General features: G+C 72.9%; 28 protein-coding genes and 1 riboswitch. Of the genes, 15 read left to right on the forward strand and 13 right to left on the reverse strand.

The window, feature by feature from the left end; genetic code table 11:
* Positions 1-2: 2 nt before the first annotated feature.
* A complete protein-coding gene (locus MQV74_RS19370; RefSeq protein WP_242719392.1) occupies positions 3-680 on the reverse strand; it encodes a maleylpyruvate isomerase family mycothiol-dependent enzyme in 678 nt (225 codons plus the stop codon).
* Between the two features lie 140 nt (positions 681-820).
* Here MQV74_RS19370 and MQV74_RS19375 point away from each other — a divergent pair, with 140 nt between their 5' ends.
* Complete coding sequence (locus MQV74_RS19375; protein ID WP_242719394.1) at positions 821-1,471, forward strand: HD domain-containing protein; 651 nt, start codon at positions 821-823, stop codon at positions 1,469-1,471.
* Between the two features lie 9 nt (positions 1,472-1,480).
* The gene (locus MQV74_RS19380) at positions 1,481-2,563 is read left to right on the forward strand and encodes a GNAT family N-acetyltransferase (RefSeq protein WP_242719396.1); all 1,083 of its coding nucleotides are present in this window, start codon (positions 1,481-1,483) and stop codon (positions 2,561-2,563) included.
* Here MQV74_RS19380 and MQV74_RS19385 read toward each other — a convergent pair.
* Together MQV74_RS19385 and MQV74_RS19390 are read right to left on the reverse strand one after the other, a co-directional pair.
* Complete coding sequence (locus MQV74_RS19385) at positions 2,542-2,820, reverse strand: DUF4031 domain-containing protein (RefSeq protein WP_242719398.1); 279 nt, start codon at positions 2,818-2,820, stop codon at positions 2,542-2,544. The genes MQV74_RS19380 and MQV74_RS19385 overlap by 22 nt on opposite strands.
* Positions 2,817-3,173, reverse strand: a complete 357-nt coding sequence (locus MQV74_RS19390) for a hypothetical protein (RefSeq protein WP_138960394.1) — start codon at positions 3,171-3,173, stop codon at positions 2,817-2,819. The genes MQV74_RS19385 and MQV74_RS19390 overlap by 4 nt, the downstream gene beginning before the upstream one ends.
* A gap of 83 nt (positions 3,174-3,256) precedes the next feature.
* Here MQV74_RS19390 and MQV74_RS19395 point away from each other — a divergent pair, with 83 nt between their 5' ends.
* Both MQV74_RS19395 and murQ read left to right on the forward strand, forming a co-directional pair.
* Positions 3,257-4,168 carry a MurR/RpiR family transcriptional regulator gene (locus MQV74_RS19395; protein ID WP_242719399.1) on the forward strand — a complete coding sequence of 304 codons (912 nt, stop codon included), beginning with the start codon at positions 3,257-3,259 and terminating at the stop codon, positions 4,166-4,168.
* A gap of 102 nt (positions 4,169-4,270) precedes the next feature.
* Entirely contained in the window at positions 4,271-5,212 is a 942-nt protein-coding gene (gene murQ, locus MQV74_RS19400; RefSeq protein WP_242719401.1) for an N-acetylmuramic acid 6-phosphate etherase, read from the forward strand.
* Between the two features lie 270 nt (positions 5,213-5,482).
* Here murQ and MQV74_RS19405 read toward each other — a convergent pair whose 3' ends face one another.
* The 3 genes from MQV74_RS19405 to MQV74_RS19415 are packed head-to-tail and all read right to left on the reverse strand — an operon-like array spanning position 5,483 to position 6,132.
* The gene (locus MQV74_RS19405; RefSeq protein WP_242719403.1) at positions 5,483-5,680 is read right to left on the reverse strand and encodes a hypothetical protein; all 198 of its coding nucleotides are present in this window, start codon (positions 5,678-5,680) and stop codon (positions 5,483-5,485) included.
* A gap of 36 nt (positions 5,681-5,716) precedes the next feature.
* Entirely contained in the window at positions 5,717-5,920 is a 204-nt protein-coding gene (locus MQV74_RS19410) for a hypothetical protein (RefSeq protein ID WP_172388100.1), read from the reverse strand.
* Entirely contained in the window at positions 5,917-6,132 is a 216-nt protein-coding gene (locus MQV74_RS19415) for a hypothetical protein (protein ID WP_242719405.1), read from the reverse strand. Before MQV74_RS19415 ends, MQV74_RS19410 begins: the two co-directional genes overlap by 4 nt.
* Before the next feature lie 115 nt (positions 6,133-6,247).
* Here MQV74_RS19415 and MQV74_RS19420 point away from each other — a divergent pair, with 115 nt between their 5' ends.
* From MQV74_RS19420 to MQV74_RS19440, 5 genes are all read left to right on the forward strand, one after another.
* Entirely contained in the window at positions 6,248-7,087 is an 840-nt protein-coding gene (locus tag MQV74_RS19420) for a helix-turn-helix domain-containing protein (protein ID WP_242719407.1), read from the forward strand.
* Positions 7,071-7,292: a DUF397 domain-containing protein gene (locus MQV74_RS19425; protein ID WP_242719409.1), complete on the forward strand. Its 222-nt coding sequence runs from the start codon at positions 7,071-7,073 to the stop codon at positions 7,290-7,292. The genes MQV74_RS19420 and MQV74_RS19425 overlap by 17 nt, the downstream gene beginning before the upstream one ends.
* 230 nt (positions 7,293-7,522) lie before the next feature.
* On the forward strand, positions 7,523-8,356 hold the full coding sequence (locus MQV74_RS19430; protein ID WP_242719411.1) for a hypothetical protein: 834 nt from the start codon (positions 7,523-7,525) through the stop codon (positions 8,354-8,356).
* 59 nt (positions 8,357-8,415) lie between these two features.
* Positions 8,416-8,691, forward strand: coding sequence for a type II toxin-antitoxin system Phd/YefM family antitoxin (locus MQV74_RS19435; RefSeq protein WP_242719414.1), 276 nt, complete (start codon positions 8,416-8,418; stop codon positions 8,689-8,691).
* Positions 8,688-8,939, forward strand: a complete 252-nt coding sequence (locus MQV74_RS19440; RefSeq protein ID WP_242719416.1) for a type II toxin-antitoxin system RelE family toxin — start codon at positions 8,688-8,690, stop codon at positions 8,937-8,939. The genes MQV74_RS19435 and MQV74_RS19440 overlap by 4 nt, the downstream gene beginning before the upstream one ends.
* Positions 8,940-9,019: 80 nt before the next feature.
* On the opposite strand, the gene groL is transcribed toward MQV74_RS19440, so the two are convergent.
* From groL to thrC, 4 genes are all read right to left on the reverse strand, one after another.
* A complete protein-coding gene (groL, locus tag MQV74_RS19445) occupies positions 9,020-10,642 on the reverse strand; it encodes a chaperonin GroEL (RefSeq protein WP_030682188.1) in 1,623 nt (540 codons plus the stop codon).
* Between the two features lie 1,242 nt (positions 10,643-11,884).
* Entirely contained in the window at positions 11,885-12,088 is a 204-nt protein-coding gene (locus MQV74_RS19450) for a cold-shock protein (RefSeq protein ID WP_005315736.1), read from the reverse strand.
* A gap of 478 nt (positions 12,089-12,566) precedes the next feature.
* The gene (locus MQV74_RS19455; protein WP_242719418.1) at positions 12,567-12,842 is read right to left on the reverse strand and encodes a MoaD/ThiS family protein; all 276 of its coding nucleotides are present in this window, start codon (positions 12,840-12,842) and stop codon (positions 12,567-12,569) included.
* Positions 12,843-12,984: 142 nt separating this feature from the next.
* Complete coding sequence (gene thrC, locus MQV74_RS19460) at positions 12,985-14,316, reverse strand: threonine synthase (RefSeq protein ID WP_242719420.1); 1,332 nt, start codon at positions 14,314-14,316, stop codon at positions 12,985-12,987.
* Positions 14,310-14,461: riboswitch (SAM riboswitch) on the reverse strand. Its footprint overlaps the gene before it by 7 nt.
* A gap of 170 nt (positions 14,462-14,631) precedes the next feature.
* On the opposite strand from thrC, the gene MQV74_RS19465 reads away from it, so the two are divergent.
* Complete coding sequence (locus MQV74_RS19465; RefSeq protein ID WP_242719422.1) at positions 14,632-15,627, forward strand: glucosyl-3-phosphoglycerate synthase; 996 nt, start codon at positions 14,632-14,634, stop codon at positions 15,625-15,627.
* 200 nt (positions 15,628-15,827) lie between these two features.
* The gene (locus MQV74_RS19470; protein ID WP_242719424.1) at positions 15,828-17,216 is read left to right on the forward strand and encodes an alpha,alpha-trehalose-phosphate synthase (UDP-forming); all 1,389 of its coding nucleotides are present in this window, start codon (positions 15,828-15,830) and stop codon (positions 17,214-17,216) included.
* Between the two features lie 4 nt (positions 17,217-17,220).
* On the opposite strand, the gene otsB is transcribed toward MQV74_RS19470, so the two are convergent.
* The 3 genes from otsB to MQV74_RS19485 are packed head-to-tail and all read right to left on the reverse strand — an operon-like array spanning position 17,221 to position 19,646.
* The gene (otsB, locus tag MQV74_RS19475; protein ID WP_242719432.1) at positions 17,221-18,072 is read right to left on the reverse strand and encodes a trehalose-phosphatase; all 852 of its coding nucleotides are present in this window, start codon (positions 18,070-18,072) and stop codon (positions 17,221-17,223) included.
* A 16-nt stretch (positions 18,073-18,088) separates the two neighbouring features.
* Positions 18,089-18,337, reverse strand: coding sequence for a DUF3263 domain-containing protein (locus tag MQV74_RS19480; protein WP_374120786.1), 249 nt, complete (start codon positions 18,335-18,337; stop codon positions 18,089-18,091).
* A gap of 40 nt (positions 18,338-18,377) precedes the next feature.
* Positions 18,378-19,646 carry an extracellular solute-binding protein gene (locus MQV74_RS19485; RefSeq protein WP_441349343.1) on the reverse strand — a complete coding sequence of 423 codons (1,269 nt, stop codon included), beginning with the start codon at positions 19,644-19,646 and terminating at the stop codon, positions 18,378-18,380.
* A 200-nt stretch (positions 19,647-19,846) separates the two neighbouring features.
* Between MQV74_RS19485 and MQV74_RS19490 the strand changes: the two genes are divergently transcribed.
* The 4 genes from MQV74_RS19490 (at position 19,847) to MQV74_RS19505 (ending at position 24,057) form a co-directional block, all read left to right on the forward strand.
* Entirely contained in the window at positions 19,847-20,740 is an 894-nt protein-coding gene (locus MQV74_RS19490) for an SIS domain-containing protein (RefSeq protein WP_242719436.1), read from the forward strand.
* Positions 20,741-20,811: 71 nt separating this feature from the next.
* Entirely contained in the window at positions 20,812-21,798 is a 987-nt protein-coding gene (locus MQV74_RS19495; protein ID WP_242719438.1) for an ROK family protein, read from the forward strand.
* Positions 21,798-22,937, forward strand: coding sequence for an N-acetylglucosamine-6-phosphate deacetylase (gene nagA, locus MQV74_RS19500; RefSeq protein ID WP_242719440.1), 1,140 nt, complete (start codon positions 21,798-21,800; stop codon positions 22,935-22,937). The genes MQV74_RS19495 and nagA overlap by 1 nt, the downstream gene beginning before the upstream one ends.
* Positions 22,938-23,121: 184 nt before the next feature.
* Positions 23,122-24,057 carry a 1-phosphofructokinase family hexose kinase gene (locus tag MQV74_RS19505; protein ID WP_242719442.1) on the forward strand — a complete coding sequence of 312 codons (936 nt, stop codon included), beginning with the start codon at positions 23,122-23,124 and terminating at the stop codon, positions 24,055-24,057.
* Positions 24,058-24,076 lie beyond the last annotated feature (19 nt).

Consider the following 24,076-nt stretch of genomic DNA (forward strand, 5'->3'; position numbering starts at 1 on the left):
CCTCAGCCGAAGACCGTCAACTCGCCCGCCGTCGCGCCCGCGAGCTCGAACCGGGCGTCCCCCAGCGGCCGTCCCGCGTAAAGGCGGACCAGCGTCGGCGCGTCCCCGATGTACCGCGCGGGCGGCCTGCGGCCGTCGCTCACGCCGAGGACCAGCGGCTCGTCCAGGCCGTCCACGTCGGCGTGCAGCGGCAGCGCGGCACGCTGTCTGCTGAAGTCCGCGAGCAGCGGAAGGGCGTCACCGAGCCCCGCGCCGCCGTAGGCGCCGGGCAGCCCCCACGCGTCCCGTACGTCACCGGCGTGCACCCACTCGCCGAGCGCGACCCCGTCGAACAGGCCCTTGCCCGCGGCGATGGCGGCGCCCGCGTTCGTCATGCCGTGCTCCAGCTCGTCCACGACGCGCGCGACGGGCCAGTCGGCGCGCTCGGCGATGTCCCGGTCGTTGCCCTCGGCGGTGAACACGCCCTCGTCGAACCGGCTCTCGATCACCCGGGTCAGCGCGGCCGCGCAGTGGGCGAGCACGTGGCGGACCGTCCAGCCCGGGCAGCAGGTGGGCGCGGCGAAGGCGGACTCGTCCGCGGCGCGCAACAGGGGTATGAAGGCGTCGCGTTCGGTACGCAGGAGTCGGCCGGGGCGGTCACATTCCGACGCCGCGCCGGGCGTTGAGGGCTCGCTCGTCATGCCGGCCACCCAACCGCCCCGGGCGCCGCTTGGCAACGCCCCGACCCCGGCTCTTCCCCCCACCCACCCGCCCCCGCCGAACGGCAACGCGCAAGCCGCCGGGCCGGGGCCGGACTGGAGGTCCGCGTAAGGTCGGAGGCATGGCCGACCCGTACGAAGAGCTCCGCACCCGCTGGCACACCACCCTCACCACAGCCCGCGCCACCACAGCGGCCCCGGCCCCGGCCCCGGAACCGTACGCGGACAACCTCCTGGCCCGCTGGGCCGAACCGCACCGCCGCTACCACACGATCACCCACCTCACCGCTGTCCTGGACCACATCGACACCCTGGAACAGCACGCGGACGCCCCGCACTTGGTGCGGCTCGCCGCCTGGTTCCACGACGCCGTCTACGCCCCGGACCGCTCGGAGAACGAGGAGCGCAGCGCCCGCCTGGCCGAGCGGGCCCTGCCGGAGGCGGGTCTGACGGACGAGGACACCGCGCACGTGGCCCGCCTCGTCCGCCTCACCGTCACCCACGACCCCGCCGAGGGCGACCGCGACGGCGAGGTCCTGTGCGACGCGGACCTGGCGGTCCTGGCCGCGCCCCCGGACGCGTACGCGGCGTACGCGGCGGCGGTCCGCGAGGAGTACGCCTTCGTCCCGGACGAGGCGTTCCGCCAGGGCCGGGCGGACGTGCTGCGCCAACTCCTGGCCCTGCCGAGGCTGTTCCGCACCCCGCACGGGGCCGCGCGCTGGGAGGCCCCGGCGCGCGAAAACCTCTCGGCCGAGCTGGCACTGCTCACGTAGCCTCGCCCCATGCTGACGATGGGTGCGGACGAGATCGACGAGGCGGTGGCGCACGCCTGCGGCGCGCTGCGCGCGGCGGCGACGGCGGAGTACGACTGGACGCGGCCCGCGGGCGGCCTGGAGTGGAGCTGTCTGGCGACGGCGGAGCACGTGGTGAGCGACTTCACGGCGTACGCGGCCCAGCTCACGGGGCGGACGAAGGACGCGTACGTCCCCCTCGACGTCCGCCTCGAAGAGGGCACGGGCCCGGCCGCGGCGGTGCACGCCGTGGAGGCGTCGGGCGGCCTGCTCGCGGCGGTGGTGCGCACGACGCCGAGGGGCGGGCGCGGCTTCCACCCGTTCCCGTACGGCAGCGCGGACGCGCACGGCTTCGCCGCCATGGGCATCGTGGAGCTGCTGCTGCACACGTACGACGTACTGAGCGCCTTCGACGTGGCGTACGAGCCCCCGGCGCGGCTCTGCGAGGCCCTGCTCGCCTGGCAGTTCCCGCACGTGCCGCCCGCGCGGGACGGCGCGTCGCACTGGCGGACGCTGCTGTGGGCGACGGGCCGGGGCACCCTGCCGGGGCGGTCCCGCCTGGAGCGCTGGCGCTGGCACAACCAGATCCATCTGCCCGCCGGGCCCGTGGCGCTCCTTGAGCTGTCGCCCCCGGCCCTCGCCGACCTCGCCGCGGGCGGCGCGGGCGGCCTCGACTGGATCGCGGGCGGCCCGTGCGAGGGCACACGGACCGGCGCCGGGCTGATCGCGAAGGCGTACGCGACGGGCACGCACCGCCCCGAGTGGGGCTCGTACGCGATCGTGCGGACCGCCGACCAGGTGGCGGTGGGCGCCATGGGCTTCCACGGCGTCCCCGACCACGAGGGCTGGGCGGAGGTCGGCTACGACCTGGCCCCCGAGGCCCGGGGCAACGGCTACGCGACCCAGGCGCTGCGCGCCCTGTCCCGCTGGGCCCTGGACCTGCCGGACGTCCGGGGCATCCGGGCGGTGGTCGACGAGGGCAACACGGCGTCGGAGGCGGTCCTGCTCAGGGCGGGCTTCGAGCGGGACGCCGACCGCGAGGGCCGGCGGACCTACACGATCCGCGAGGGCTGAGCCCCCTTCCGCCGCCGCAGCCCCGCCTCCGTAAGCCTCCGCACCAGCTCCTTGGACCCCACTTCGAGCGCCCCCGCGGCCACAGCGGACTCGTACCGCTCCGCGGGCACGTCGTAGTGGTCGCGCTCGAAGGCGCGCCGGGGCGCCCCGATCCGCGCGGCGAACGCGTGCAGTTCCTCGTACGAGACGTCGCTGACGAGGTGGGACCAGAGGCGGCCGTGGCCGGGCCACACCGGCGGGTCGATGTACAGCGTCACGACAGCCTGCCCACCGGCGCCACGACGACTCCGGCCTTGGCGCACACCCAGTGCGGGTCGGGCCCGAGCTCCGGCTCCACGTCCAGGGCGTGCGGCTCCCCGGTGCCGCACACCGGGCACAGCGGCCAGCGGCCGTACCGCTCCAGGATCCGGTCCTGCACGTCCTGGGCGACGAGCCCGGCGACGTACGCCGCGCCCTCGGGCCACTGCTCGACCCACCAGCGGCGGTGCGCCACGGACTCCTCGACGAAGGAGACCACGTCGGCCTGCGCCACCTCGCGCGCGGCGAGGTCGGCGAGGACCAGGGCGCGGGCCGCGTGCAACGCCTGCTCCAGAGGGTCAATCGTGTCCATGCAGCCATTGTCGCCCCACGTGCCGCGCGGTGCGGTCGGCACGCGTCTTGACCCGGTCACGGCGGTGAAAATATCTTTCAGGAGTGACCTCTGACGTGAAGGAAATTTTCGCGGGCGGGGCTCCGCCCGCCCCGGCCGCCCTCGCGGCGAAGGTGCGCACGCTCGGGCCGTCGATGACCCGCTCCATGCAGCGCGTCGCCGAGGCCGTCGCGGGCGACCCGGCGGGCTGCGCCGCCCTCACGGTCACCGGCCTCGCCGAGCTCACCGGCACCAGCGAGGCCACGGTCGTCCGCACCGCCCGCCTCCTCGGCTACCCCGGCTACCGCGACCTCAGGCTCGCCCTCGCCGGGCTCGCCGCTCAGCAGCAGTCGGGCCGCGCCCCGGCGGTCACGGCCGACATCGCCGTGGACGACCCGATCGCCGACGTCGTCGCCAAGCTGGCGTACGACGAGCAGCAGACCCTCGCCGACACGGCCGCCGGGCTCGACACCGTGCAGCTCGGGGCGGCCGTCGCCGCGCTGGCCACGGCCCGCCGCACGGAGATCTACGGCGTGGCCGCGTCCGGGCTCGTCGCCCAGGACCTCGCGCAGAAGCTCCTGCGCATCGGCCAGGTCGCGCACGCGCACTCGGACCCGCACCTGGCCGTCACCAACGCGGTGACGCTGCGCGCGAAGGACGTGGCCATCGCGATCACCCACTCCGGTTCGACGGGCGACGTCATCGAACCGCTGCGGGTCGCCTTCGAGCACGGCGCCACGACGATCGCCGTCACCGGCCGCCCCGAGGGCCCCGTCTCGCAGTACGCCGACCACATACTGACCACCTCCACCGCCCGCGAGAGCGAGCTGCGCCCGGCGGCCATGTCGTCCCGCACGAGCCAACTCCTCGTCGTGGACTGCCTGTTCGTGGGCGTGGCCCAGCGCACGTACGAGACGGCTGCGCCTGCGCTGGCGGCGTCGTACGAGGCCCTGGCTCATCGGCACCGGAACGGCTGAGTCCGCCTCGGCACACCGCGTATCGCGCTTCGCGCTCGTCCTCAAACGCCGGACGGGCTTGAGTACACCGCCCGCCTCTCCCCCGAAAGAGTCGCAGGACCCATGACCTCCACCTCCGACGGCTACGGCGAACTACGCGCCGAGCTCGCGTCCCTCACCACCGAGGCCTTCCGGCCGGAGCTCGCCGAGATCGACCGGCTGCCCACCGAGGACATCGCCCGGATCATGAACGGCGAGGACGCGACCGTCCCCACCGCCGTCGCCGCGCAGCTCCCCCGGATCGCCGCCGCGATCGACGCCACGGCGGAGCGCATGGCGCGCGGCGGCCGTCTGGTCTACGCGGGCGCGGGCACGGCCGGGCGCCTCGGCGTCCTGGACGCGTCCGAGTGCCCGCCGACCTTCAACACCGACCCCGGTGACGTGGTCGGCCTGATCGCGGGCGGGCCGACCGCGATGGTCACGGCGGTCGAGGGCGCGGAGGACAGCAAACTCCTGGCCGCCGAGGACCTGACGGCGCTCGCGCTCACCCCCGAGGACACGGTCGTCGGGATCTCCGCGTCCGGCCGCACCCCGTACGCGATCGGCGCGGTCGAGCACGCCCGGACCGTCGGGGCCCTGACGATCGGCCTGTCCTGCAACGCGGACAGCGCGCTCGCGGCGGCCGCCGAGCACGGCATCGAAGTCGTCGTGGGCCCCGAACTCCTCACCGGCTCCACCCGCTTGAAGGCGGGCACGGCGCAGAAGCTGGTCCTCAACATGATCTCTACGATCACGATGATCCGCCTGGGCAAGACGTACGGGAACCTGATGGTCGACGTCCGCGCCTCCAACGAGAAGCTGCGCGCCCGCTCCCGCCGCATCGTGTCCCTGGCGACGGGCGCCCCCGACGACGAGATCGAGCGCGCCCTCGCCGCGACGGACGGCGAGGTCAAGCCCGCGATCCTCACGATCCTCGGCGCGGTGGACGCCCCCACGGCGGCGCGCCTTCTCACCGAGTCGAACGGCCACCTCCGCGCGGCCCTCGCGGCGAAGGACCGGGCCTAGGGCCCGGCGTCCCCCACCGCCCGGCGCAGGAACGCCACCAGCTCCGCCGGGCGGTAGCCGAGCGCCAGGCCGCGCTCGGCGGCCATGAGGAGCAGTTGCCCCACGATCCCGGCGCCCCACCCGTCGGTCCCGCCCTCGGAACCCGCCGCTCGCACCTCAGCCCGAAGTACGCCCCGAACGCCTCCACCGTGCAGCCCTGAGGCGGGCTCGCCTTGATCGTGCCGTACAGCGGATCCCCGAACCCGGGCAGCCGCCCCACCGGGCAGTGGATCAGGTCGAAGCGCTGCCACCCGGGTGGCAGCGGCGGCGGGGGCGGTACGCCGCCAGGCCGAACGCCTCCCGTACCAGCGCAGCCGCTTCGTCCGCCGTCCCCGCCGTCACCGTCACCGCCGGGCGCTCCCCGTCCTCACCGGTGGCGGTCCACAGGCCGGTGAGCTGATCCCGGTGGCACCGGGTCGAAAGTCCCATGCGCCCCACCGTCCCACCGGCCACTGACAACGCCCCTCACGGCAGCCGCCCCTCGCGGTTCACCTGGCGGACGCGGGCCCGCAGCACCTCCCCCGTCGACGCCGGGGCCGTCGACTCCGGCGGGCAGTCCCACTCCCGGCCGCCGCCGACCGGCCGCAGCTGGACGTAGCCGCCCTCGTGGCCCATCACCTGGCCGACGCTGCCGTCCCGTACGTCGACCGCGTACTCCCCGGGGTTCACTTCGCGGCCCCGCGCAACACGGCCACGAGGCGCATCGCCGTGTCGAGGTTGCACCTCCCCAACTCCACCAGGGGGTACGGGGCCTCGGCCGCCATCGTCAGGGGGTCCACGCGCAGCGAGGGCAGCGTCAGCCCGAGCCGGGCCAGCTCCGCGCGCAGCGCGGCCACCGCGTCCTCGGCCGCGCGGCCCCTCTCCTCCGCCGTCATTGCCATGACCTACGCCTTTCTACTGAGTGTTCAACGTTCCTCACCCAGGGTGTTCATCCGCGCCTACCCTGAAAAGCGCAGGCCACCCAACAGACCCCGCTGTCCGAGGAGCTACCTGCCGATGACCCGCCCCAAAGACCTCGATCCGTCGTCCAACCCCCGCGCGTTACTGGGCGCGGAGCTGCGCCATGCGCGCGAGAAGTCCGGCTTCAGCCAGGAGGAGCTTGGCTGCCGCATCTTCGTCAGCGGCTCGTTCATCGGCCAGCTGGAGGCCGGTACGCGGCGGATGCAGCCGGACCATGCGCGGATGCTCGACGAAGTGCTGGGGACAGGGGGCTTCTTCGCCCGCAACTGCAAGGCGGCAGCCAAGTCGAAATACGACGAGCACTTCGCAGAGGCAGCGGAAGCTGAGGCTCAGGCCACCGCGATCAGGCAGTACGCTCCGCTCCTGATCCCCGGGCTGCTCCAGACTCCCGCGTACGCACGGGCCGTGAACCGTGCATACGACCCAACGACACCGGAAGAAACCGTCGACGAATGGGTGGACGGTCGGATGGAACGGGCCCGGCTGCTCGACCATCCAACGAAGCCGTTGCTGTGGGTGGTGCTTGACGAGTCGGCGCTACGTCGGGAGACCGGTGGCCGGGCAGTCATGGCTGAGGCCCTGCGCCATATCGCGGGACTGGCCCGCCGAAGCCGAGCCATCGTGCAAGTCCTACCGCTCAGCGCGGGAGCACACGCAGCAGCGCAGGGCGCCCTGAAGCTGATGGAGTTCGAGGACGCACCTCCGCTGGTCTATTTCGAGGGAGTGCGCAACGGGCGGCTGGAGGATGACCCGGCCATGGTCGACCAACTGAGGTTCGTGTTCGACCTCCTAGCGGCCGACGCGCTCTCGCCGGAGAAGTCCCTGGCCCTGATCGAGGCGTTGGCCCAGGATTACACCCATGAGGAACATCCCTGACTACGACCTGAGCACAGCCGCCTGGCACAAGTCGAGCCACAGCGCCGGCGCCAACGACTGCCTGGAGGTCGCCGACTGCTACCCGGATGTCACTCCCGTCCGCGACTCCAAGAACCCCCACGGCCCGAAGCTCGTGTTCCAGGCTGCGGCCTGGTGCGCCTTCATAGAGGGCCTCAAGCACAGCTCCAGCCCATCCGGCGCTTGAAGGCGAGCCCGAAGCTCAAGCCGCCAGCCCCGAGCCCTCTTTCCAAGGAACGGGCGGTGGGTCTCAACCCGCCCACCCTCCCCGCGAGTTGACGGAAGCCTCACTTCCCGCAACTGACTTGCCACGCAACGTAGCGACGCCTTAACGTGCCCGCATAACGAACAACCCCCGCCCGGTGCTGGAACACCTGCGGGGGTTTAACCAGCAAGATCGAGATAGAGGTCGATCCCATGGCTGACGCCAAGTTTAGCGACGCCGTCCGCGCCCCGCACGCGGCCCCGCACCCGATGGCCAATCCGGGTTACGGAAAGCGCTCCGCGCCGGACCAACTCCCCCGCACCGGGGACGACTTCCCGCACTTACCTCCCCGCGAGGCGACCGTCGCCGCGTACGTCGACCGGCTGCCCGACGGCACGGACATCTCCGTGAAGACGCTGGCCAAGACCCTCCCGTACGGGCAGTGCGCGCTGCGGACGGCCCTCAACGCCCTTCAGGCGGCGGGCCATCTGCGCCGGGGACGCGAACACGTGCACGGCAGCGGGAGCGCCCGCTGGATCACCCGGACGTGGTTCTCACGCACGGCGAGGGACGACACGTGGTGGGCGGAGTTCACCCGGGGCGACTTACCGAGGGAGCGCCAACGCCCCACGCGCAGCAGGGCGTTCATCCTCCTGGCGGCCCTGGGCCGGACGGCCCCGGCGCTCTCCCTCTCGGCGGCGGACTGCGCGGCGCTCGGCCCCCTCGCGGAGCGGTGGTTCGCGCGGGGCGCCACGGAGGAGGCGATCCTGCGCGCCCTGACCACGGGCCTGCCCACCCCGGTCCACAGCCCGGCGGCCCTCGTCCGCAGCCGCCTGACCTCAAAGCTCCCACCGGAGCCGATCGCCGCGCGCCCCGTGCTGCGCGTACTGGAGTGCGCACGCTGCGGCGCTCCGGGCCGCCCGGAGGCCTTGCCGGGCGGCCACTGCGGCCCCTGCCGGGGCGAAGCGGCACCCCGCACACCCCCGCTCACGGCCGCCCAGGTCCACACCCACGCGGCACGAGTCCGCGCGGCGGCCGCTCCCTGACACGAAAGGACGACGTCTTGAGGACACTCCACACACCAGCAGGTGTGTACAGTTTCACTATGGAGACCTATCCCCTCGTGGACGCCCGCAACCAGCTCGGGCAGTTGGTCGGCCGGGTCCGCCACGGACAAGAGCACATCCTGATCACCGAGTACGGAAAGCCCGCTGCCGCGCTCATCCCCATAAGCGAGCTCGAAGAACTGCAGCGGCTGCGCGACGAGGCTGACATCGTCGAGGCTCGGGCGCGCGAGGCCGCCCCCACGGGGCCTGCCTTGTCCCACGACGAGTTCATGGCGCAGCTGGAGGCGGAGGACCACCGAGAGGCCGCCTCGTGACGTACACCGTGGTCTGGGAACATCAGGCCATGGCCGAGTTCCGGCGGCTCCGCCTGGCTGACCCCACGGGCGCCAAGGCAACGGCTGCGGCGGTTCGGGCACTCGCTGACGATCCATGCCCGGAAGCGGCCCGTCCGCTGGGGTCGTCCGGCTACTACCGGCTGCACGTCGGAGCCTGGCGTGTGCTGTACCGGGCGGACGGCGACACCGTCACCGTCCACGTGCTGAAGACCGGTCGCGTCGGCTGACGCGGAAACGCCCGAGGGCGGCACCCCCCGCCAGTGGCAAGGGATACCGCCCTCGGAAAGGACAGGCTGAACCGTCAGGCTCAGAAGTCCATGTCACCGCCGGGCATGCCGCCCGGAGCGGCCGGGGCGGCCTTCTCCGGCTTGTCGGCGATGACGGCCTCGGTGGTGAGGAACAGCGCGGCGATCGACGCGGCGTTCTGCAGCGCGGAACGCGTGACCTTCGCCGGGTCGATGATGCCCTCGGCGATCATGTCCACGTACTCGCCGTTCGCGGCGTTCAGGCCGTGACCGGGGGTGAGGTTGCGGACCTTCTCCACGATGACGCCACCCTCAAGGCCGGCGTTCACGGAGATCTGCTTCAGCGGGGCCTCAAGAGCCAGCTTGACGGCGGCGGCACCGGTGGCCTCGTCGCCCTCGAGCTCCAGCTTCTCGAACACCGAGGAGGCCTGCAGCAGGGCCACGCCACCACCGGCGACGATGCCCTCCTCGACGGCCGCCTTCGCGTTGCGAACGGCATCCTCGATGCGGTGCTTGCGCTCCTTGAGCTCGACCTCGGTCGCGGCACCGGCCTTGATGACGGCCACGCCGCCCGCGAGCTTCGCCAGGCGCTCCTGGAGCTTCTCGCGGTCGTAGTCCGAGTCGCTGTTCTCGATCTCGGCGCGGATCTGGTTCACCCGGCCCTGGACGGCCTCGGAGTCACCGGCACCGTCGACGATCGTGGTCTCGTCCTTGGTGATGACGACCTTGCGGGCGCGGCCGAGCAGGTCGAGACCGGCGTTCTCCAGCTTGAGGCCGACCTCCTCGGAGATGACCGTGCCGCCCGTGAGGATGGCGATGTCACCGAGCATGGCCTTGCGGCGGTCGCCGAAGCCCGGGGCCTTGACGGCGACGGACTTGAAGGTGCCACGGATCTTGTTGACGACCAGCGTGGACAGGGCCTCGCCCTCGACGTCCTCGGCGATGATCAGCAGCGGCTTGCCCGACTGCATGACCTTCTCCAGGAGCGGAAGGAGGTCCTTCACGTTGGAGATCTTGGAGTTGACGATGAGGATGTACGGGTCCTCGAGCGCCGCCTCCATGCGCTCCATGTCGGTCGCGAAGTACGCCGAGATGTAGCCCTTGTCGAAGCGCATGCCCTCGGTGAGCTCAAGCTCAAGCCCGAAGGTCTGCGACTCCTCGACGGTGATGACGCCTTCCTTGCCGACCTTGTCCATGGCCTCGGCGATGAGCTCGCCGATCTGGGTGTCGGCGGCGGAGATGGAGGCCGTGGAGGCGATCTGCTCCTTGGTCTCGACCTCCTTGGCCTGGTCGAGCAGGGCGCCCGAGACGGCCTCGACGGCCTTCTCGATGCCGCGCTTCAGGGCCATGGGGTTGGCACCCGCGGCCACGTTGCGCAGGCCCTCGCGGACCAGCGCCTGGGCCAGGACGGTCGCGGTCGTCGTGCCGTCACCGGCGACGTCGTCCGTCTTCTTCGCGACCTCCTTGACCAGCTCGGCGCCGATCTTCTCGTACGGGTCCTCGAGCTCGATCTCCTTGGCGATGGACACACCATCGTTGGTGATCGTGGGGGCGCCCCACTTCTTCTCGAGGACGACGTTGCGACCCTTGGGGCCCAGGGTCACCTTGACGGCGTCGGCGAGCTGGTTCATGCCGCGCTCGAGGCCGCGCCGTGCCTCCTCGTCGAACGCGATGATCTTGGCCATGTGAAGTGGTCCTCCCGGACAGGGGTGGAAAAACTCGGACCGCGCCGGCGCCCGCGACGGACGGTCTGCCTGCCTTGTGGTTCCTTGCCCCACCCGGCCTGCGGACCTCACCCACCCGGTCCTTCTGTCACTCTCACTCGTAGAGTGCTAACGCCAATGATTAGCACTCGCCCCCTCCGAGTGCAAGGTCGCCCCCACACACTGGGGTCCGGCTTCCCTGCTTCCCCTGCCGCCCGGTCCCCCCGGAACCTGCGCCTCCCGAAGCCCGAGCGCCGGCCCGCCGCCGGCCCCCGGCTGCGGGCCGCCACCGCTCCGCGACGCTCCCCCGGGTGCGGGCCGCCACCCACGACGCCACCGCTCCGCGGCGGGTGTCTCCCACCCGCCCACCCATGACCAGCCAGCTTCACGGCGCAAGCCGGGGGCGCGCTCCCCCGCCCCCTTCCGAAGCACGAGCCCTGGCCCGCCGCTGCCGCCTGCCCGTCCCCCGGCTGCGGGCTGCCACCCACGACGCCGCCGCTCCGCGGCGGATGCCTCCCACCCGCCCACCCATGACCAGCCAGCTTCACGGCGCAAGCCGGGGGCGCGCTCCCCTGCCCGCGCGGTGCACTGCCGAGCAAACGGGCGGGTGGGTGGGAAACATCCGGCGCGTCAGCGCCGGTGCCGTGGACGACGCCCCGCGCCCGAGAGCCGACGCAAGGCGAACACCCCGCCCCCACAGGAAACCGCCTGGCCATGGGCGGGCGGGCGGCGCAGAGGGCGACAAGCCGCGCCCAAGAGACGGCGGCAAGGCGCACGGCTCACCCGCGCCGTGAAGCCACCTGGCCATGGGCGGGCGGGGGCCACCCGCCGCGTCAGCGGCGGCACAGAAGACAGACGGCAAGGCGCACGGCCCACCCGCGCCGTGAAGCCGCCTGGCCATGGGTGGGCGGGCGGGAAGCATCCCGCCGCGTCAGCGGCGGCGCAGGAGGGACGGGCGGCCAGACATACGGCGGGGCGGCGGGAGGGCGACGGCCCGTGGCCGAGGGGCGGTCGGCGCGCCGGGGCCCGGGCGGGGCAGGCCCCGGGCAGGGCAGGGCGGGGCAGGGGCAGGGGCAGGGCGGGGCAGGGGCAGGGGCAGGGCGGGGCAGGGCCCGGGCGGGGCAGGGCAGGGCCCGGGTGGGGCGGGGCCCAACAGAGGAGGGCCCGCCTCCCGAACCGGGAGGCGGGCCCACGCGTCGCTGGTGGCCGATCGCGTCAAGCCGCTCAAACAGCGAGCTTGACCATGTCCGCCTGCGGACCCTTCTGGCCCTGCGAGATCTCGAACTCGACTCGCTGACCTTCTTCCAGGGTGCGGTAGCCGTCCATCTGAATCGCGCTGTAGTGGACGAATACATCCGCACCACCGTCGACCGCGATGAAGCCGTATCCCTTCTCCGCGTTGAACCACTTGACGGTGCCCTGAGCCATGCCTAACTCCCCTATTACTGGCCCTTGCGCAGGACCGCACTTCACGGACCCGGGTCAGACCTCACCCCCCATGGGTTGGGGGATGTGCGCCGGAACGCGTCGACCGCGGCTGAATGTATCTGTCCAACTGCCGTCTGCAACAGGTCAATCGGACGAGAATTCTGGGCACGGCCGATCGCCGATATGCGGATAATTCACCGGCGTTCAGGGCAAGTCGGGCCAGACAAAAGCCACGTTCGGCTCAAATAGGCAGGACACTTTGGCTGCTTCTTGTCGGCTCCGCGGCCGACTTCACCGAGGCGACTCATGCCGCCCGAGATCAAAAGCGAAGCTCCATTCCCAACTGTACCGCGCTCAACCATGCAGAATTGCCCCCTCCGCTTCTCTCGCGGAGGGGGCAATCGAGGTAACTCTGCGTGGGAACAAGAGCCGTTGTATACGAAACGGCTCCGCGGCGGTTCCGGAACGCCGGAACGGCTCAGCCGCCGGCGACCGCCGGAATGATCGAGACGCCCGCGCCGTCGGGCGTCGCGGTCTGGAGGCCCTGCTCGAAACGCACGTCGTCGTCATTGACGTACACGTTCACGAAGCGGCGCAGCTTGCCCTGGTCGTCCAGGACGCGGGCGCCGATCCCGGCGTGGTTCCTCTCCAGGTCGGTGATGACCTCGGCGAGGGTGGCGCCCTCGGCGCTCACCTCGGCCTGCCCGCCGGTGTACGTACGAAGGATGGTCGGGATGCGAACGTTGACGCTCATACTCTTCACCTCGGTAGTTCAGACAGGGCGCCCCGTTCAGGAGCGCCCCGCTCAAGGGCGCCCCCGAAGGGGCGCGGGGCCATGTCAATATGCGGCTCCGCCGCGCGGGCGCGACCAGCCACGACGGATCCGCTGAAGGCATTCAGCCCGCGAGCCCCGCGGCGCGGAACGCGTCCAGGCTGGGCCGGATCGTCGCGGTCGCCTGAGACGTCGCGGCCACCGCGTCGAGGGTCTTCAGGCCGTCACCGGTGTTGAGGACGACCGTGGTGAGGGAGGTGTCGAGGAGCCCTTCCTCGATCAGCTTGCGCGTGACCCCGACGGTCACGCCACCCGCGGTCTCCGCGAAGATGCCCTCCGTACGGGCGAGGAGCTTGATCGCGTCGACGACCTGCTCGTCGGTCACGTCCTCCACCGCGCCGCCCGTGCGCCGGGCGATGTCGAGCACGTACGGACCGTCGGCCGGGTTGCCGATGGCGAGGGACTTGGCGATGGTGTTCGGCTTCTGCGGGCGGACGACGTCGTGGCCCGCCTTGAAGGCGGCGGAGACCGGCGAGCAGCCCTCCGCCTGGGCGCCGAAGATCTTGTACGGCTTGTCCGCGACCAGGCCGAGCTTGATCAGCTCCTTCAGACCCTTGTCGATCTTCGTGAGCTGCGATCCTGAGGCGATGGGGATCACGAGCTGGTCCGGCAGTTCCCAGCCGAGCTGCTCGCAGATCTCGTACGCGAGGGTCTTGGAGCCCTCGCCGTAGTACGGCCGCAGGTTCACGTTGACGAAGCCCCAGCCCTCGCCGAGCGGGTCGCCGATGAGCTCGGAGCAGAAGCGGTTCACGTCGTCGTAGTTGCCCTCGATGCCGACGAGCTCGCCGCCGTAGACCGCGGCCATGACGACCTTGCCCTGCTCCAGGTCGTGCGGGATGAACACGCAGGAGCGGAAGCCCGCGCGGGCGGCGGCGGCGCCGACGGCCCCGGCGAGGTTGCCCGTGGAGGAGCAGGAGAGCGTGGTGAAGCCGAAGGCGCGCGCGGCCTCCAGGGCCTGCGCGACGACGCGGTCCTTGAAGGAGTGCGTGGGGTTGCCGGAGTCGTCCTTGACGAACAACTTGCCCTGTTCGACACCCAGTTCACGGGCCAGGTTGTCGGCCTTGACGAGCTGGGTCCAGCCGGGGTTCAGATTGGGCTTGTCCGCGACGTCGGCCGGGACGGGCAGCAGCGGGGCGTACCGCCAGATGTTGGCCGGGCCCGACTCGATCCTGGCGCGGAGCGCCTCGGGGTCGCCGACGGGGAGGTCGTAGGCGACTTCGAGCGGGCCGAAACACTCGGCGCAGGCGAAGATCGGTCCGAGCGGGAAGACGGTGCCGCACTCGCGGCAGGAGAGACCCGAGGCGGGTCCCAGGTCGACGGTGGCGTCCGCGGTGCCCGCGGGGGACGTGGTGTCGACGGTCTGCACAGCCATGGAGGCGAGGCCCTTTCTCCTCATCTTCCTCGCGGCGCATCTCGCCACGAGACGGAATTGGCACCTTCCCGAGCCGGGAGCCTCGCGGTGCGCCGATGGCGCTACGAGACCGGCTGGAGGGTTGCCGGGGCTTCAACGGGCCGTATCCCTCTGCCCCTCTGGATGAGCGGTATTCGGTTGTTGTACGCGGTGTGCCTGTGGCACCCGTGACGGACGGCGACCCCCGACATGCGACGGTCACCGGCCTTGTTCAAGACTGTAACCGACGGCCAGGACAGTTGAGATAGTCGTCCGAACCGCGAGATGGATCACATACGGCCACCAACGGGAGGAACCCGCGTGCTGGAAGAGGTCGAGCGCTGGCTGAGCAGGCGTTCCTGGTCCGTGACCGACCGCCCGCTGGACCGTCTCACCGCCGCGAAGCGGGCCTCGGGCACCACGGTCAGCGTCGTGCTGCCCGCCCTCGACGAGGAGCGGACGGTCGGGGAGATCGTCGCGGAGATCCGCCGCGAGCTGGTCGAGAAGATCCCCCTGGTCGACGAGCTCGTGGTGGTGGACTCCGGCTCGCGGGATCGCACCGCGGAGGTGGCGCGCGCCGCGGGCGCCCGGGTCGTGCGCCGGGACGACATCCTGCCGCGCGTCCCGGCGGTGCCCGGCAAGGGCGAGGTCCTGTGGCGGTCGCTCCTGGTCACGCACGGTGACGTGATCGCGTTCGTGGACGCCGACCTGAAGGAGTTCTCCGCGGACTTCGTGACCGGCATCGTGGGCCCGCTGCTCACCGAGCCGGACGTGCACTTCGTGAAGGCGATGTACGACCGCCCGCTGACGGTGCTCGACGGCCCGGGCGCCCCCGGCGACCCCGACGGCGAGGGCCCCGGCGCCACGGCGGGCCAGGGCGGCCGCGTCACCGAGCTGATGGCGCGACCCCTGCTCAACATGCACTGGCCCCAGCTCGCGGGGTTCGTCCAGCCCCTCGGCGGCGAGTACGCGGCCCGCAGGTCGCTCCTGGAGCGCCTGCCGTTCCCGGTCGGGTACGGGGTGGAGCTCGGGCTGCTCGTGGACGCGCTGCACACCGTCGGACTGGACGCGCTCGCGCAGGTCGACGTCGGGGTGCGCAAGCACCGGCACCAGGACGGGCAGGCCCTCGGCAGGATGGCCGCGTCGATCTACCGCACGGCGCAGCTGCGGCTCGCCCGCGCCCATCTCGTACGCCCCGAGCTGACGCAGTTCGTCCGGGGCGCGTCCGGCTTCGAGCCGCGCACGTATCCGGTGGACACGGAGGAGCGGCCGCCGATGACGGAGATCGAGGAGTACGAGGCGCGGCGCGTGGCTTGAGCGGTGCGGCCGCGCGGGGCTCTTCGCCGGTCTTCAGCTGCGGGCCGTCCGGGGCTGGTCGCGCCCACGCGGCGGAGCCGCACAGTCACACAGCCCCGCGCCCCTCTGGGGCGTTGCCCCCCACGTCGAGTCGGCCAAGTGAGGGGCCACTCGCACGGGTGCGCGTTTACGCGCACCCGGCTCGGGCTAGGTTCGCCAACATGGTCTCCCCTCACGCCGCCGCCCGGGTCCTCGTCGCGTCCAACCGCGGCCCCGTCTCGTACGCCGTCGGGGACGACGGCGAGCTGACCGCTAGCCGCGGCGGCGGCGGGCTCGTCTCCGGGCTCAGCGCCATCGGCGACGAGGCGGACGCGCTGTGGGTGTGCTCCGCGCTCGGCGACGGCGACCGCGAGGCGGTGCGGCGCGGGGTCTCCGAGCCCGGCGTGCGCATGCTCGACATCGACGCGAAGACCCACGCGGCGGCGTACAACGGCATCGCGAACTCGGTGCTCTGGTTCGTGCACCACATGCTGTACCAGACGCCCCTGGAGCCGGAGTTCGGCCCGGAGTTCCGCGCCCAGTGGGCCGCCTTCGAGCAGTACAACGAGGCCTTCGCGGAGGCGCTCGCCGAAAGCGCGGCGCCCGGCGCGGCGGTCCTCGTGCAGGACTACCACCTCGCGCTCGTCCCGGGGATGCTCCGCGAGCTCCGCGAGGACCTGCGGATCGGGCACTTCTCGCACACCCCGTGGGCGCCCGTCGACTACTTCCGGATGCTGCCCGACGACATCGCCGAGCAGCTGCTGCGCGGCATGCTGGGCGCGGACCGGCTCGGCTTCCTCACCGGGCGGTGGGCGGACGCGTTCACGGAGTGCTGCGTGCGGCTGCTCGGCGGCACGTCGGGGACGCGGGTCGGGGTGCACGGGCTCGGCGCGGACGCGGACTTCCTGCGGGAGCGGTCGCGGCGCGCGGACGTCGAGGAGCGCCTTGTGACGCTGCGCGAGCAGGTGGGCGCGGGCCGGAAGGTCATCGTCCGCGTGGACCGCACCGAGCTGTCGAAGAACATCGTCCGGGGCCTGCGGGCGTACGAGCTGCTGCTCGACGAGCACCCCGAGTGGCACGAGCGCGTGGTGCACGTCGCGTTCGCCTATCCCTCGCGGCAGGACCTCGCGGTCTACCGCGCCTACACGGCGGAGGTCTCCCGCGTCGCCGAGGGCATCAACGCCCGCTTCGGCACGGCCGGTTGGACGCCGGTGGTGCTGCACGTCAAGGACGACTTCGCCCGCTCCCTCGCCGCGTACAGGATCGCCGACGTGGCCCTGGTCAACCCCATCCGGGACGGCATGAACCTGGTCGCCAAGGAGGTCCCCGTCGTCTCCGACGAGGGCTGCGCGCTCGTCCTGTCCCGGGAGGCCGGGGCCTACGAGGAGCTCGGCGAGGACGCGTTCGCGGTGAACCCGTACGACGTGACGGGGACGGCCGCCGCGCTCCACGAGGCCCTGCTCCTGCCCGCGGCGGAGCGGGCCGAACGCACCAAACGCCTGGCGGTCGCGGCCACGGCCCTCCCCCCGGCCCGCTGGTTCCTGGACCAGCTGGCGGCGCTGGAGGCGTAGGCCCTCAGGCAAGGGCCGCGGTCAGCCGGGCCAAGAGCCCGACCACCCCGGCAGGGCCGTCGACCACCAGGTCGGCGCGCGACGCGAGCTCCGCGACCTCCGCGCTGCCGCTGCACACAAGGAGCCCCCGCACTCCCCCGTCCGCCCGCAGCTTGTCCACGGCACCGAACGCGGGCAGGTCCCCGAGGTCGTCCCCCGCGTAGAGGACCGACTCGGCGCCCACTTCGCGTACGTACTCGACGAGGGCCACGCCCTTGTCCACGCCGGGCGGCCGCAGCTCCAGGACCATCCGGCCGGGCTCGACGATCAGCCCGTGGCGGGCGGCGAGCTCACCGAGGGGGCCGCGCAGGGCCTCGAAGGCGGCCTGGGGGTCCTCGGCCCGGCGCGTGTGCACCGCGACGGCCCGGCCCTTCTCCTCGATCCAGGTGCCCTGCCAGGCCCCGATCGCGTCGAGGAAGCCGGGCAGCTCGGCGCGGACGGCGGCGACGCCGGGGTGCGGCTCGGCCGCGCGCACGGTGCCGGTGACGGCGTCCCAGCGCTCCGCGCCGTAGTGCCCGAGCACGACGAGGTGCTCCAGGCCGGGGACGCCCGCGAAGCCGCCGTAGCGCACGGCCACGCCCGCGGGGCGGCCGGTGACGACCGCAACGGAGCGGACCCTCGGGGCGAGGGCGGCGAGCGCGGGGACGGCGTCCGGGTGGGCCCGGGCCCGTTCGGGGTCCGGCACGATCGCCGCGAGCGTGCCGTCGAAGTCCAGGGCGATCACGGCGCGTTCGGGGCGGGCCAGGATCGCGGCGAGGCCGTCGCGGCCCGCGGGGGTCAGTGGCTCGTACGGGGAGTGCGTGCGGTCGTCGCCCATGGGACCGACCCTAGCGTCAGCGCTCCGCGCGGCGTGCGGCGCGTACCCGTCGCAGCCGGTTCACGGTGACCGGGTCGTGGGCCAGGGCGCGCTCGTCGTCGAGCAGGGCGTTGAGGAGCTGGTAGTAGCGGACCGGGGCGAGGCCCAGGTCCTCGCGGATGGCCCGCTCCTTGGCGCCGGGGCCGCTCCAGTTGCGCCGCTCCAGGGCCAGCACGGCCCTGGCCTGCGCGGACAGGCCGCCCTCGGCCCCGGAGGGCTCGGGCACGGGAGGCTCGGCCTCAGGCACACCGTTCACCCGGCCCACGCTAGCTCGCGTTCTCCTCCGCCGCCGCCTTCGCGTCGAGCTGGCTCAGGATCGCCTGCGGGTCGCCGTTCGGGTCGACGGTCTTGCCGATGTACTTCTTGATCTGCACGGACACCTGGGCCCAGGACGTCTTGCCGACGGGGTACAGCTGGGAGGCGGGCAGCTCCTCCAGGAAGCCGCCGAGCTTCTTCGCGTCCGCCTTGTCGTCGGCCATCTCCTGGGACGCCGACGTGGTCACCGGCAGCAGGTCGTACTCGCGCGAGAACTCCAGGACGTTGTCCTTCGAGTACGCGAAGTCGAGGAACTCGCGGATCTCCTTGCGGTGGCCGTTCTCCTTGAAGGCCATCATCCAGTCGGCGACGCCCATCGTGGACTGGGCCTTGCCGTTGACGCCGGGCATGGGGACCATGCCGTACTTCAGGTGCTTCTTGGCGGCCATCTGCATCAGCGTCGGGTGGCCGTTGAGCATGCCGACCTCGCCGCGCGTGAAGGCGGCGAAGGCCTCGGCGCGGTTGAGCTTGCCGGGCGGCGTCGGCCCGGTCAGGCCCTTGCCGACCAGCTCGTTCTTCAGCCACGTGAACGTGTTGACGTTCTGCTTGGAGTCGAAGTCGTACGAGCCGACGTTGTCGGTGTAGCCGCCGCCCCCGCTGAGCAGCCACTGGTACGTCTCGGCCTGCGCCTCCTCCGGGCCGAGCGGCAGCGCGTAGGGGATCTTCACGCCGCGCGCCTTGAGCTTCTTCGCGGCGGCCTGGAGCTCGCTCCAGCTCTCCGGCGGGGTGACCCCGGCGTTCTTGAAGAGCTTCTCGTTGAAGAACAGCAGGCGCGTGGACGCGGCGAACGGCATGCCGTACTGGACGCGGTTGAAGACGCCCGCCTTCGCCAGCGGCGCGAGGAAGTCGGCCTGGGTGGGGATGGAGAGCACGTCGTCGGCGCTGTACAGCTTGTCCTGCGCCGCGTAGTCCGCGTAGGCGCCGATCTGCGCGAGGTCGGGGGCCTCGCCGTCCGCGACCATCTCCTTGACCTTGCGGTCGACGTCCGTCCAGGAGTACACGGTCACGTCGACCTTGATGCCCGGGTGCTCGTCCTCGAACTTCTCGGCCAGCTCGCCCCAGTACTTCTTGGAGCTGTTCGCCGTCGAGTCGCCGTAGTCGGCCGCCACGAGCTTGAGGGTCACATCGCCCGATCCGCCCGATTCGCCGCATCCGGCGAGCAGCGCCGCCATGCTCAGTGCGGCCACCGCCGCCGTAAGGCCTGTCACGCGCCGCTGCACCGCTTTTTCCCACCCTTGCCGAGACTTACCGGAACGCGAGTCTCCCCCGCGTCGACACACCAGGTCTACACCACCCCAGTATCGCTTCTGCAACGGCGGTCACCCATTGCCCGGCCGGTCGCCCTGCTGCTAAGCACTGCTCGGGGCGCCGTCCCCACGGCGCCCGGCACAACTCCCGCACCGGCAAGGAGCCTTGGCACATGTCGCGTACCGCAAATGAGATAGCCACCCAGCCCGACTGCTGGCGGCGGGCCGCCGGGAGCGCCGCGGCCTTCTCCGGACTGCCGGAGCCGGGCGAGCGGATCGCCGTGACCGGCTGCGGCACCTCGTGGTTCATGGCCCTCGCGTACGCGGCGCTGCGGGAGGCCGCGGGGCAGGGCGAGACGGACGCGTTCGCGGCGTCGGAGTTCCCCGCGGGGCGGCGCTACGACCGGGTCGTGGCGATCACCCGCTCCGGTACGACGACGGAGGTGCTCGACCTGCTCGGGCGGGTGCGGGGCGGCGTGCCGACGCTGGCCCTGACCGCCGACCCGAAGACGCCGGTCATGGCCGCCGCCGACGCGGTGGCCGTCCTGGACTGGGCGGACGAGGAGTCCGTCGTGCAGACCCGGTTCGCGACCACGGCGCTCGCCTTCCTGCGGGCCGGGCTCGGCGCGGTCCCGGGCGTCAAGCCGGTCGCCGAGGCCGCGGCGGACGCCGAGCGCACCGTCGCCGAGCCGCTGCCGGAGGCCGTGGTCGCCGCGGAGCAGTGGACGTTCCTCGGCCGCGGCTGGACGTACGGGCTCGCCCTGGAGGCCGGCCTGAAGATGCGGGAGGCCGCGGGCGCGTGGACGGAGGCGTACCCGGCCATGGAGTACCGGCACGGGCCGATCTCCATCACCGCGCCGGGCCGGGTGGCGTGGATGTTCGGGGCGCTGCCGGAGGGCCTCGCGCAGGACGTGGCCCGCGTCGGCGGCACCCTCGTCGCGCGGGACGACGTCGACCCCCTGGCTGACCTGGTCCGCGCCCAGCGCCTGGCCGTGCGGCTGGCCGAGGACCGGGGCCAGGACCCCGACCGGCCGCGCAACCTGACCCGGAGCGTCGTCCTCAAGTAGCGGGACCCGGGACGGGGACGGTGCGCACACTGGACTAGACCTCTTGTGGGGTCACACGCGACACTGTCCCCGTGAGACATGTCATCGCCCTGGACGTGGGCGGCACCGGAATGAAGGCCGCCCTGGTCGGGGCGGACGGCACGCTGCTGCACGAGGCGCGCCGCCCCACCGGCCGTGAGCGCGGCGCGAACGCCGTGGTCGAGTCGATCCTGGACTTCGCCGCGGAGCTGCGCGCCCACGGCGTGGCCCACCTCGGCGAGCCCGCCGCCGCGGTGGGCGTCGCGGTCCCCGGCATCGTCGACGCCGAGCGCGGCCTCGCCGTGTACGCGGCGAACCTCGGCTGGACCGACGTACCGCTGCGCGACCTGATCAGCGCCCGCCTCGGGGGCGTCCCCGTGGCGCTCGGCCACGACGTGCGCACCGGCGGCCTCGCCGAGGGCCGTCTCGGCGCGGGCCGGGGCACGGCGCGCTTCCTGTTCGTGCCGCTCGGCACCGGCATCGCGGGCGCCATCGGCATCAACGGCGTCATCGAGCCAGGCGCGCACGGCTCGGCGGGCGAGATCGGCCACATCGTCGTGCGGCCCGGCGGCCCGCCCTGCGGCTGCGGCCAGCGCGGCTGTCTGGAGCGGCTCGCCTCGGCGTCCGCCGTGAGCAAGGCGTGGGCCGAGGCGAGCGGCGACCCGGCGGCGGACGCCGCGGACTGCGCCAAGGCGGTGCGCTCCGGCGACCCGCGCGCGATCGAGGTCTGGCAGCACGCCGTGGACGCCCTCGCCGACGGCCTGTTGACGGCCCTCACCCTCCTGGACCCCGACACGCTGATCGTCGGGGGCGGACTCGCGGAGGCCGGGGACACGCTGTTCACGCCGCTGCGCCAGGCGGTGGCGGACCGCGTGGTGCAGTTCCAGACGCTGCCCGGGATCGTCCCCGCGGCACTCGGCGACGCCGCCGGCTGCCTGGGCGCGGGCCTGCTCGCCTGGGACCTGCTCACGCCGGAGGGCTCCCGTACCGATACATCCACCACCACCCCCACCGACGCACCCCCGGAGGTATCCACCTGATGGCCACTAGCAAGGTTCTCGCCGGTGCCCGGGTGGTCCTGCCCACCGGGACCGTGGACGGCGGCCGCGTCATCGTGGACGGCTCGCGCATCGTGGGGAGCGCTCCCGCGGACGCCGAGACGATCGACCTGACCGGCCACTGGCTCGTGCCCGGCTTCGTGGACATGCACAACCACGGCGGCGGCGGCGCGTCCTTCACCAACGGCACGGTCGACGACATCCTGCACGGCGTCCACACGCACCGCCTGCACGGCACGACCACCCTCGTCGCCTCCACGGTCACCGGCGAGATGGACGCCCTGGCGCAGCGCGCGGGCCTGCTCAGCGAGCTGGCCGAGCAGGGCGAGATCGCGGGCGTCCACTTCGAGGGCCCGTTCATCTCGCCGTGCCGCAAGGGCGCGCACAGCGAGTCCCTGCTGCGCCACCCGGACCCGGCGGAGGTCCGCAAGCTGCTCGACGCGGCCCGCGGCCAGGCCAAGATGGTCACCCTCGCCACCGAACTGCCCGGCGGCATCGACTCCGTGCGCCTGCTCGCCGAGCACGGCGTGATCGCCGCGATCGGCCACACCGACGCCACGTACGAGCAGACGGCGGCGGCCGTCGACGCGGGCGCCACCGTGGCCACCCACCTGTACAACGCGATGCCGGGGCTCGGCCACCGCGCGCCGGGGCCCATCGCCGCGCTCCTGGAGGACGAGCGGGTCACCGTCGAGCTGATCGATGACGGCACGCACCTGCACCCGGCCGCCTTCCAGCTGGCGTTCCACCGCGCGGGCGCCGACCGCGTCGCGCTCATCACGGACGCGATGGACGCGGCGGGCTTCGGCGACGGCACGTACCACCTCGGCCCGCTGGAGGTCGTGGTGTCGGAGGGCGTCGCGCGGCTCGCCGAGGGCGGCGCCATCGCGGGTTCTACTCTGACTCTGGATAGAGCGTTCTACCGCGCGGTGACAGTGGACGGGCTGCCCGTCGAGGACGTCGTCACCGCGATCTCCGTGACCCCGGCGAAGGTGCTCGGCCTCTACGACCGGGTCGGCTCCCTGGAGCCCGGCAAGGACGCCGACCTCGTCGTCCTGGACGCGGACTTCGCGCTCAAGGGCGTGCTCCGCAAGGGCGAGTGGATCATCGACCCGCGCTGAGGCGCGCGCGGCCGCGCGTGAACCGGTCGCAGTGAGGCGGTTGGCCCCGAGGTCTGGGCCAACCGCCTTCTTTTTGGCATGATCAGGCCCCGAAAGCCGTCAACAGGGGGCGCGGAGCCGCGTCGTAGAGAACGGGCCGCACGCGGAAGGCGCGTCCTGGATCCGGGGACTCGGGGGTGAAGCAGTGATCGTCACGGTCACGCTCAACGCCGCCCTCGACCTCACCTATCGCGTCCCGGCCCTCATGCCCCACACCACCCACCGCGTCACCGAGGTGACCGAACGCGCGGGCGGCAAGGGCGTGAACGTGGCACGGGTGCTCGCCGCGCTCGGCCACACCGTGACGGTGACCGGCTTCGCGGGCGGCCCCACCGGGCGCACCCTGCGCGACCACCTCACGCGCACCCCCGGCCTCGTGGACGCGCTGCGCCCCGTCGAGGGCCCGACCCGCCGCACCCTCGCCGTCGTGGACGCCCGCACCGGCGACACCACCCAGCTCAACGAGCCGGGCCCGGCCGTGTCGCCCGCCGAGTGGTCCGGATTCCTCACCGCGTACCAGGAGTTGGTGGGGGGCGGCGACGTCACCGCGGTGGCCCTGTGCGGCAGCCTGCCGCCCGGCGTCCCGGTCGGCGCGTACGCCCTCCTGGTGCGGGCGGCGCGCGCCGCCCGCGTGCCCGTGCTGCTCGACACCAGCGGCGAACCGCTGCGCCGCGGCGTCGCCGCCCGCCCCGACCTCGTCAAGCCGAACGCCGAGGAGCTCGCCGAACTCACCGGCGCCCACGAGCCGTCGCGGGCCACCCGCGACGCCCGCCGCAGGGGCGCGCACGCCGTCGTCGCCTCCCTCGGCGCCGACGGCCTCCTTGCCGTCACCCCCGAGGGCACCTGGCGGGCGACGCCGCCCGCCGCCGTGCGCGGCAATCCGACGGGCGCGGGCGACTCGGCGGTCGCGGGCCTGCTCTCCGGGCTCGTGGAGGGCCTGGCCTGGCCGGACCGGCTCGCCCGGGCGACGGCCCTGGCGTCGGCGACCGTCGCGGCGCCCGCCGCGGGCGAGTTCGACCGGGCGGTGTACGAGGACGTCCTGCCGAAGGTGACGGTGAGCGGCAAGGCGTCGGCCGCGTAACGGGGTTGGGCGACACGGG

Source organism: Streptomyces sp. AN091965, from assembly GCF_022698285.1.
GTDB lineage: Bacteria > Actinomycetota > Actinomycetes > Streptomycetales > Streptomycetaceae > Streptomyces.